This window comes from Pseudoalteromonas sp. Z1A6 (assembly GCF_011378745.1).
GTDB classification, from domain to species: domain Bacteria; phylum Pseudomonadota; class Gammaproteobacteria; order Enterobacterales; family Alteromonadaceae; genus Pseudoalteromonas; species Pseudoalteromonas arctica.
The window spans coordinates 1-9,424 of sequence record NZ_WTKW01000159.1 but is presented as its reverse complement, the minus strand read 5'-3'; the positions used below and the strand labels follow the sequence as shown (position 1 = coordinate 9,424).

Genomic DNA, 9,424 nt, shown 5'->3' with positions numbered 1-9,424 from the left:
ATTTCCCCCTGATAAATACTCAAGTATTAATCCTTCAGTGTAAATGTTGACCTTCATTTCTTCTTCAATTTTTTTTATTCTTTTTTCAAACCTTTCATATAACTGATAAAACTCTTGAGATTGAAGTTGCTCAGCTTGCGATTGAAAGACTTTTTCACTTAAGTCATTTGCTTGTTTTGAAATTAAGTAAGATTTATTCGCAATCAATATCGAAATCACAGACGTTAAAAACATTAACACGCTAATAATTGCTGAAAGAATATGCTCAGGTTTAAGTCCAAGTTCATTATCCACAATTAAGGCACTTGGGAAAAATGCAGCAATAAACACCAACATCAGCGCACAGCACATCAGCAGTGAAATGGTATTAGAGTTTTGAGCAATTGATTTAAAATACGGCACTTCTTCCATCCTTGAAAACGATGATTATTATCCATTAACTTGTTGGGTTTCGTGGCACTCAACCCAACCTACGAATAAACTGGCTTACGGCTTACGGCTTACGGCTTACGTCTTCTAGCAATACCTATAACTCCCAACAACAACACAAATCCCCACACAAACATGTTTCCGTATTGGCTGTACACGCTGTCGCCTTTTATAAGCTTAATGTTGGCTTTTAATGTAGTAGCTTCAAACTGAGGCATGGTTTGTTGTGTGTGGCTTATAGGGTCGTATACGGCGCTTACACCATTGTTGGTAACGCGCACTAGAGGGCGTTGTAGTTCGAGCGACCGCATACGGGCTATTTGCATGTGTTGCAGTGGGCCAATGGAGTCGCCAAACCAGGCATCGTTACTTACAGTAAAGAGTAGGTCGGAGTCGCTTTTGTAATTACCGCGTACTAAATCGGCAAAAACAATTTCGTAGCAAATAGCGGGAAGTAAATTAAAGCCATTGGCGCGTAAGTTGTTTTGCACTTTGTCGCCACGCGTAAACGACGACATAGGTAAATCGAATAACGGGGCAATAGGGCGCAAAAAGTCTTGAAACGGTACAAATTCGCCAATCGGTAATAGCTGGTGTTTTTGATAGCGGTTTTTATCTAGGTAATGATAATGCCCATGATCGTCGCCGCGTTCTTTATTACCGACCACAATAAGTGTGTTAAATATGTTTTTAGTGTCGCGTTGATAGTCAACAATACCGGTTACAAGGGCGGTTTTATTAAACGAGGCTGCACTGTCTAAATTGGCTAGGTAGGAATCAGCAAGCATTTCTATTTCGGGCACTGCGGCTTCGGGCCATACTATTAAGTCGGCATCCCAATGAGGGCGTGTCAGGTCTTGGTATTTGCTCATTGTGGTCCAAAACTCACTTGGCTCAAAGCGCAGGTGTTGTTGTATGTTTCCTTGAACGAGTAATACCGACATGTTTTTACCTGTGTAATGAATACTGCCTGTGGTGCTTGCGCCTGCAAAAATAAGCGCAACAGCTGTCGCAGTAACCGCCGGGGTTTTAAAATCTTTTTGGGTTAAGCGATAAAGTGCAAAGCCAATAGCGATGCACACGAGGGTTAAGCCAAACTCGCCAATATAAGGGGCAAGCAGCCTAAGTGGTCCATCGGTTTGTGTATAGCCAAAACTTAGCCACGGAAAACCTGTAAGTACTGTTCCGCGTAAATATTCACTAATTGCAAAGCAAGCAATGAGTAATGCACCAAAGCTTTTAGGGCCAGTGGCAAAGTGTGTGGTTGCCCAAAAGGCAAGGGCTGGAAATAACGCTAAGTAGGAACACAAAAAAGCCATTAATGAGAGTGACGCTATAAGCGGCATTCCGCCAAAGGTGGCAATAGAAACATGGACCCAGCTTATACCTGCACCAAACCAACCTAGACCAAATATAAAGCCATATTTAGCAGCGGTTTTTGCGTGTGCTTTACCGGTATTATTAGGGTTAATGCAAAAAAATATGGCACCAAGGCTAATAAATACAATGGGCCAAATTTCAAAGGGGGCATAGCCAAAAGTTAAAACAAGGCCCGCAACCAGTGCGAGCCATGCTTTTTTATCTTTTGCTAATAGGGTAAGTCTAGTTAGCAGTTTCTTCACTGTCGTTATCATCATCCTTAGGAACGGTGACTTGCAGTTGCAAAATACGACGATTGTCGGCGTTGGTTACTTTAAATTGGTAACCTTCTATGTCAATCGTTTCACCACGGCTTGGCATGTGGCCAAATGCGTGCAGTACAGTTCCACCAATAGTATCGGCTTCGTCTGTGCTGTAACCTGTTTTAAAATGCTCGTTAAAGTCATCTACAGGTGTGAGTGCTTGCACTACGTGAACATGTTTAGCAAGTCGACGAATATCTTGATGTTCTTCTTCTTCGTCGTGCTCATCTTCGATTTCGCCAACAATTATTTCAAGAATATCTTCAATCGTTACTAAGCCCGATACGCCGCCGTATTCGTCAATAACAACAGCCATATGGTAGCGTTGCTGACGAAATTCGTTTAGCAGTGTATCAACACGTTTGCTTTCAGGTACTACCATTGCTGGGCGTAAATAATCGCGTATTGATGGTAAGTGCTCGTCTTTATTTAAGATCAGTGGCAATAAATCTTTAGCGAGCAAAAAACCTTCTACATGATCTTTATCTTCAATCACCACCGGAAAGCGTGAGTGAGTTGAGTCAACCATCATTGGAATTAGCTCTTCAAGCGGTTTGTCGATCTCAAGAGTGATCATTTGTGAGCGCGGAACCATTATGTCTCGCACTTTAAGCTCAGACACGCCAAGCACACCTTCTATCATCTCTTTTGTTTCTGGATCGATTACGTCTCGTTCTTGCGCATCGGCAATAACTTCGACCAGCTCTTCTCTATTCTGGGGTTCCCCTTGCAACATTTGAGCTATTCTGCCCAACCACGTTTTGCCAGAAGAACCCTGGCTAGATTGCGAGTTACCGTCGCTCATTGCGTCTAATTGCTCCGTTAATTTAAATATCGTCCCGGTATGGGTCTGCTATGTTCAGCTCTGCAAGTAATTGCTTTTCTATGCTTTCCATCTCTAAAGCATCGTCACTCTTTATATGGTCAAATCCAAGCAAATGCAAGCATCCGTGAATAACCATGTGGGCAAAGTGGTCATGAAATGACTTCTCTTGCTCAATTGCTTCAGCTAATACAATGGCTGGGCAAATAATTAAATCACCAACCAAGGGAATATCTATTCCTGGTGGTGCTTCAAATTCGAACGACAGTACGTTGGTCGGTTTATTTTTACCACGATAGTCGTTATTAAGCTGTTGCGATTGCGCTTCGTCGCTAATAACAATACTGAGCTCTGACTCATCACGATATTGGCTAAGGGCTTTGTCGGCCCACAGTGCAAATTGTTCTTCGCTTGGGAGGTTGTCAAACTCACACGCTATTTGTAAATCAAGTTCGGTTGTCAAAGTATTACTCTTTAGTAGTAGGCTGTTGAAGAGCAGCAAGTGCGTCTTTTGCATTTTGCTTTTCAATGCGCTTTAGTCGCTCGCTTTCGTCGTTACGCTCGTAGGCTTCAACTATGCGTGCTACAACAGGGTGGCGTACTACGTCTTGGGCTTTAAAGTAGTTAAAGCTAATTTCGTTTACACCATCAAGTACTTCCATTGCATGGCGAAGGCCTGAGCGTGTACCACGTGGTAAATCAACCTGTGTAATATCGCCTGTAATAACCGCTTTTGAGTTAAACCCTATGCGAGTTAAAAACATTTTCATTTGCTCGGCGGTGGTATTTTGGCTTTCATCTAAAATAATAAATGCATCGTTTAAAGTACGTCCGCGCATGTAAGCAAGCGGTGCGACTTCAATGATATTTTTTTCGATGAGCTTTTCTACTTTTTCAAAACCTAGCATTTCAAAAAGCGCGTCGTAAAGAGGGCGCAGGTATGGGTCTATTTTTTGACTTAAATCGCCAGGTAAAAAGCCAAGCTTTTCGCCCGCTTCTACAGCAGGACGCGTTAATAATATACGGCGTATTTCTTGGCGCTCAAGGGCGTCAACGGCGGCAGCAACAGCAAGGTAGGTTTTACCAGTACCAGCAGGGCCAATACCAAAGGTAATGTCGTGGTGTAAAATATTAGCCACATAAACACCTTGGTTATCGTTACGTGGTTTAATTACACCACGGCGTGTTTTAATCACCATATCTTTGCCGTAAGCACTGCTTGATGCGTCTTGCTCTAGGGCTTTTGATTCGGTAATAGCTAAATGAACGGCTTCGGGTTCTATTTCGCCTAAAACACCACGAACTGGTTGAGTATCAACATAAAGGTTTTTTAAGATTTCTACAGCGCCGGCGCAGTTGTGTAATTTACCGGTTACTTTAAAAAAGTTGTCACGGTGAATTATTTCAACAGCCAGATGGCGTTCAATTTGTTTGATGTTTTCGTCAAACGGGCCACATAAAGAAGAAAGGCGTTTGTTATCGGCAGGTTCTAAATAAATCTCTAATGTTTTTAACTGATTACTCAAAATTGCTTCCTATAGTACTGCGCCAGCGTTAACTGGCGCTAATAGTGTGACTAAGGAACGAAAGTAGCTACGCCAATTTCGTTAACAGTGTCTGGTTTTGGCTCTGCAGCTGCAGCTTTAGTTAAAATAGCTGAAGGAGCGATTTCACGTCGTAAGTTCATTTCTGATTCTGTACGAATTAAGTCACCACGTAAAGAGTTAGGTAGTGCTTCGGTAATACGTACGTCAACAAACTGTCCGATCACTGTGTGCGGGCCAACAAAATTTACTACACGGTTATTTTCGGTACGGCCACGTAATTCCATTGGGTTCTTTTTAGAAGGACCTTCAACAAGTATACGTTGCTCTGTATCGAACATTTGACGGCTAATTTGCTGCGCCATTTGTGTAATACGGTTTTGTAGTAAGTATAAGCGTTCTTTTTTCTCTTGCTCTGTTACGTCATCTGGCAAATCTGCCGCTGGCGTACCTGGGCGTGCACTGTAAATAAAGCTAAAGCTCATATCAAAACCAATGTCGCTAATAAGCTTCATGGTCGCTTCAAAGTCTTCTTTACTTTCGCCGGGGAAACCAATAATGAAATCTGACGACATGCTTAAGTTAGGACGAATTTTGCGTAACTTACGAATTGTCGATTTGTATTCAATTGCCGTATGACCACGTTTCATTAGGTTTAATATACGGTCTGAACCACTTTGTACTGGTAGGTGTAAGTGATCTACAAGCTCTGGTACATCAGCGTAAACGTCGATTATATCAGGCGTAAATTCTACCGGGTGCGATGTGGTGTAACGAATACGGTCAATACCATCAATAGCAGCAATAAGACGAATCAAATCTGAGAAATAACATATTTCGCCATCGTGTGTGTCGCCGCGGTATGCGTTTACGTTTTGGCCTAGTAGGTTTACTTCACGTACGTTTTGCTCAGCAAGCTGTGCAATTTCAAGTAGTACGTCATCTACTGGGCGGCTAACTTCTTCGCCGCGAGTATATGGTACAACACAAAAAGTACAGTATTTAGAACAGCCTTCCATAATTGATACAAACGCAGATGGGCCATCCGCTTTTGGCTCTGGCAGGCGGTCAAACTTTTCAATCTCTGGGAATGAAATATCAACAACCGATGAACCTTTGTTGCCTTGCACTTGTTTAATCATTTCTGGTAAACGATGCAATGTTTGCGGGCCAAAAATAACATCTACAAATGGTGCGCGTTGGCGAATAGAGTCACCTTCTTGTGAGGCAACACAACCACCTACACCAATTATTAAGTCTGGCTTGTCGTCTTTTAACAATTTCCAACGACCTAACTGGTGAAATACTTTTTCTTGTGCTTTTTCACGAATTGAACAGGTGTTAAGTAAGATTACGTCGGCATCTGTTGCATCATCAGTTAGCTGGTAGCCGTTGGTGGCATCTAAAAGTTCAGCCATTTTCTGAGAGTCGTATTCGTTCATCTGACAACCCCAGGTTTTAATATGCAGCTTTTTGCTCATTGAAATATTGCCTCGTGTTCAATTCGATAGTGGCACAAAAATGTGCTAGAAACAGGATTAAGGAGCAAGCATGCTCACTTAAAGGAGGCGTATTTTAGCTGGATACCCGCCCAGATCCAAGTATAGTTTTCATGTTTGTGATCTCAAATCAATACAGGACGAGTTTAATGTGCTGTTAGGGATATCCTCTGGTATAAAACAAATTAATTTTGATACAATCAAAACAGACTCAAGTAAGAATAAAATGATGAAAAACATGACCAAAAATAATGTGATAGTGGTTGGCGGGGGCATGGTTGGCGCAGCTATGGCGATAAAGCTGGCTCAGCAAGGCTTTGGTGTGCGCATAATTGAAAAACACCTAATAGACCCATCGCACATTCTTAGTAGCGATAAGGTGGATATTAGAGTGTCTGCCATTAATCGTTTTTCAGAAAATTTACTTGATGAATTAGGGGCAATGCCTCTTTTAAGGCAAAACCGCATAGCACCTTATCAACAATTAGAGGCTTTTGAGCGCGGTGGTGACAATTTATTATTTGATTGCGCCGACATAAACACGACACATTTAGGCCACTTGATTGAAAATAGTTTAATTCAAGCAAGTTTGTGGCAGCAATTTGGGCATTATAAGATTGAGGTTATTGAGCAGTCATTGCCGGTAACTAAAATAGAGCAAACGGATGATTTAATTACGCTTGTGTATGGTGATCAAACCTATACGGCTGATTTAGTAATTGCCGCCGATGGTGGGCAATCACAGCTGCGTGCTAAAGCTAATATTGGTATTACGGGTTGGCAGTACCAACAGCATTGCATGGGGGTATTAATTAAACTCGATGCACCGCAACAAATTAAAACATGGCAACAGTTTACACCAAGTGGGCCGTTAGCATTTTTACCAATGCAGGCACCGTACGCTAATTTAATTTGGTACGACGATGCAAATACATTGCAAGCATTTAAAGGGCTAAGCCCAACTCAGTTAAAAACGCACATTCTGAATAAATTCCCAGAACTTGCTGGAGACTTTGAAGTACAAACCCATGCAGTATTTCCGCTTACTCGCCAACATGCGAATAATTATTCGCAAGGGCGCTTGGTTTTAGTGGGCGACGCTGCACATACAATTAATCCCCTTGCAGGGCAGGGCGTTAATTTAGGTTTTCAGGACGTAGTGGCACTTGCTGAGGTTTTAAACGAAGCAGGAGATATAGGTTGCCCACTAAAACTTAAAGAATACGAGCGAGCTCGCCGCAGGGCTAATTTATTAATGATGAGCATGATGGACGCGTGTTACTTTGGGTTTTCTAATCAAATTACGCCACTTAAATGGGCACGCAGCCAGTTTTTAAAAATGGCTAATAATACGGGGCCAATAAAAAACTGGGTTTTAAAATACGCAATTAGTGGTGATTTAGGCTAAATTTAAAGTAGATATTAGAAAGGCTCATTTATGAGCCTTTTTTTATGTCTGTTTTTAAGTCAGCAAATAGTGACTCGGCTATATTGAACACGGTTTTAATTTAACTGGTGTTACATCACTAAATCGCAATTTAATAACTTTAAAGAGCCTGTGTGTGGATAATTTTTTTACAGTAATAATTATTTTAGGTGCGCTACTGCTTGTTGCTAGCTTAAAAACAACCGTTAAAGTTTGCAAAAAAACATCGCAAAGAGCATGGAGTGTACTGCTATGCGCTATTATTTTTTTTATTATAGGGTATTGGTGGATACTCTATTATTTTTCAAACCACGACATTGCACCCGTCGTTATGAATATGGTGGCTATGTTGTTACTTGGCGGTGGTGGGTTTGTTTTTTTAGTTATTAAACTGAGCTTAAAAAGTATTCTTAAAATAGAGCAAGCAACGCAGTATCAAAAATATCAAACTGAGCACGATAACTTAACAACTCTACCTAACCGCGATAAATTTTTTAAATCTTTAAGTAAACAAGTTGAATATCCTTCCCCATTTTCACTATTTTATATCGACTTAAATAACTTTAAACAAATTAATGATGCGTTTGGGCATCAGTGTGGTGACCAACTCTTGGCTGCATTTGCCAATAAACTAAATAAAGAATTATGCGGCATTGCTAAGTTATATCGAATAGGTGGCGATGAGTTTGCTTTTTTATTGCATACCGATACAGATGAAAGCATGAATTATTGTGTAAACATTATAAACTCAGCCGTCAAAAGTCCGTTTTGTACGAATGAGCAAATGGTTAAAATACAATTAAGTATAGGCGTAAGCCGTTTTCCTGATGATAGCCGATTGCCCGATCAGCTATTAAAAAAAGCTGACTTGGCACTGCATGAAGCTAAAAAAACATTTCAACCTTTGGTAAATTACTCATCTGCAATAGGTAAACGAGCTGAGGACTTTTTTGATTTATCAGCCAAAATTAAAGTGGCATTACATAAAGATGAGTTTGAGCTTTATTTACAACCCATAATGGACTCTAAAGATCTGCAATTACATGGCCTAGAAGCGCTTATCCGATGGCCGCAAGATGATGGTAGCTTTATTAGTCCAGAAAAGTTTATAACCGTAGCTGAGCGTACAGGGCTTATTTTTCCTTTATCGAAATGGGTTGTACAAGAAGCCGTTAATCATATTAGAAAGCTCAAGCTATTTGGTTTCACCGGTACTATACATGTCAATTTATCAACGAAAGATATTGAAAGCAGCGAGTTTTACGATTTTATAATTAGTTTACTCGCAACCGACCCTACATTAAGCGACTCGTTAATTTTTGAAATTACAGAAGGTGCAATGATGACAAATATACCGGCTGCTAGAAAAATGATGCAACAGTTGAGTATGCGCGGGTTTAAATTTAGTGTTGATGACTTTGGTACTGGCTTTTCGTCACTGTCGTTATTAAGAGAGCTGCCAATTAATCAAATAAAAATTGATCAGTCGTTTGTCAAAGATATGCTTACTAACTCACCTGATTACGCCATTGTAGAATCTACATTGTTTTTAGCGAGTCGATTAAATTGCGATGTAGTTGCTGAAGGAATAGAAACTAAAGAGGTAGAACAGGCGTTGTTGAGTCTTAACTGTGATTATTTACAAGGGTATTTATATAGCAAACCAATAAATATAGATGAATTTATAAATGTTTATTTAGGTGCAGAAAAAGTAAGTTTAATTTAATGAGTATTGAGAAGTTTTAGATAGGGGAGTCAAATTGGCTGGGATACCAGGATTTGAACCTGGGAATGCCAGGATCAAAACCTGGTGCCTTACCGCTTGGCGATATCCCAACTATAAATTTGAATTAGTTTTAGTTCTTAATAAGAACATGGTGCGGAAGGAGAGACTTGAACTCTCACAACCTAAGTTACTGGAACCTAAATCCAGCGCGTCTACCAATTCCGCCACTCCCGCATCACTAAGTTGCTAATTTAAACTCTAAGCTAGAGCAATTCTTTTATCCAACTTTCCTTGG

Annotated in this window: 8 protein-coding genes and 2 tRNA genes; 2 read left to right on the top strand and 8 right to left on the bottom strand. The window is 40.6% G+C overall.

Translation table 11 applies throughout. From position 1 onward, the window contains the following. From GQR46_RS11305 to miaB, 6 genes are all read right to left on the bottom strand, one after another. Nucleotides 1–402, bottom strand: a 402-nt coding sequence (locus GQR46_RS11305) for a hypothetical protein (protein WP_165740997.1), incomplete at its 3' end; no start/stop codon positions are given. A gap of 98 nt (nt 403–500) precedes the next feature. Continuing rightward, entirely contained in the window at nt 501–2,051 is a 1,551-nt protein-coding gene (lnt, locus tag GQR46_RS11300) for an apolipoprotein N-acyltransferase (protein ID WP_346766801.1), read from the bottom strand. After that, complete coding sequence (corC, locus tag GQR46_RS11295) at nt 2,032–2,916, bottom strand: CNNM family magnesium/cobalt transport protein CorC (protein WP_165728904.1); 885 nt, start codon at nt 2,914–2,916, stop codon at nt 2,032–2,034. The genes lnt and corC overlap by 20 nt, the downstream gene beginning before the upstream one ends. Before the next feature lie 22 nt (nt 2,917–2,938). Continuing rightward, a complete protein-coding gene (gene ybeY / locus GQR46_RS11290) occupies nt 2,939–3,397 on the bottom strand; it encodes an rRNA maturation RNase YbeY (protein WP_002958542.1) in 459 nt (152 codons plus the stop codon). A 4-nt stretch (nt 3,398–3,401) separates the two neighbouring features. After that, nucleotides 3,402–4,460 carry a PhoH family protein gene (locus tag GQR46_RS11285; protein WP_165740996.1) on the bottom strand — a complete coding sequence of 353 codons (1,059 nt, stop codon included), beginning with the start codon at nt 4,458–4,460 and terminating at the stop codon, nt 3,402–3,404. A gap of 50 nt (nt 4,461–4,510) precedes the next feature. Further along, entirely contained in the window at nt 4,511–5,959 is a 1,449-nt protein-coding gene (gene miaB / locus GQR46_RS11280; RefSeq protein ID WP_010554713.1) for a tRNA (N6-isopentenyl adenosine(37)-C2)-methylthiotransferase MiaB, read from the bottom strand. Nucleotides 5,960–6,128: 169 nt separating this feature from the next. Between miaB and GQR46_RS11275 the strand changes: the two genes are divergently transcribed. Both GQR46_RS11275 and GQR46_RS11270 read left to right on the top strand, forming a co-directional pair. Then, nucleotides 6,129–7,385 (top strand): FAD-dependent monooxygenase, encoded by a 1,257-nt coding sequence (locus GQR46_RS11275; RefSeq protein ID WP_165740995.1) that lies wholly within the window; start codon nt 6,129–6,131, stop codon nt 7,383–7,385. Nucleotides 7,386–7,539: 154 nt separating this feature from the next. Continuing rightward, nucleotides 7,540–9,129 carry a bifunctional diguanylate cyclase/phosphodiesterase gene (locus GQR46_RS11270; RefSeq protein ID WP_165740994.1) on the top strand — a complete coding sequence of 530 codons (1,590 nt, stop codon included), beginning with the start codon at nt 7,540–7,542 and terminating at the stop codon, nt 9,127–9,129. A gap of 35 nt (nt 9,130–9,164) precedes the next feature. Here the strand turns inward: GQR46_RS11270 and GQR46_RS11265 are convergent. Together GQR46_RS11265 and GQR46_RS11260 are read right to left on the bottom strand one after the other, a co-directional pair. Beyond that, nucleotides 9,165–9,239, bottom strand: a tRNA-Gln gene (locus tag GQR46_RS11265). A 39-nt stretch (nt 9,240–9,278) separates the two neighbouring features. After that, nucleotides 9,279–9,363, bottom strand: a tRNA-Leu gene (locus tag GQR46_RS11260). Between the last annotated feature and the right edge of the window lie 61 nt (nt 9,364–9,424).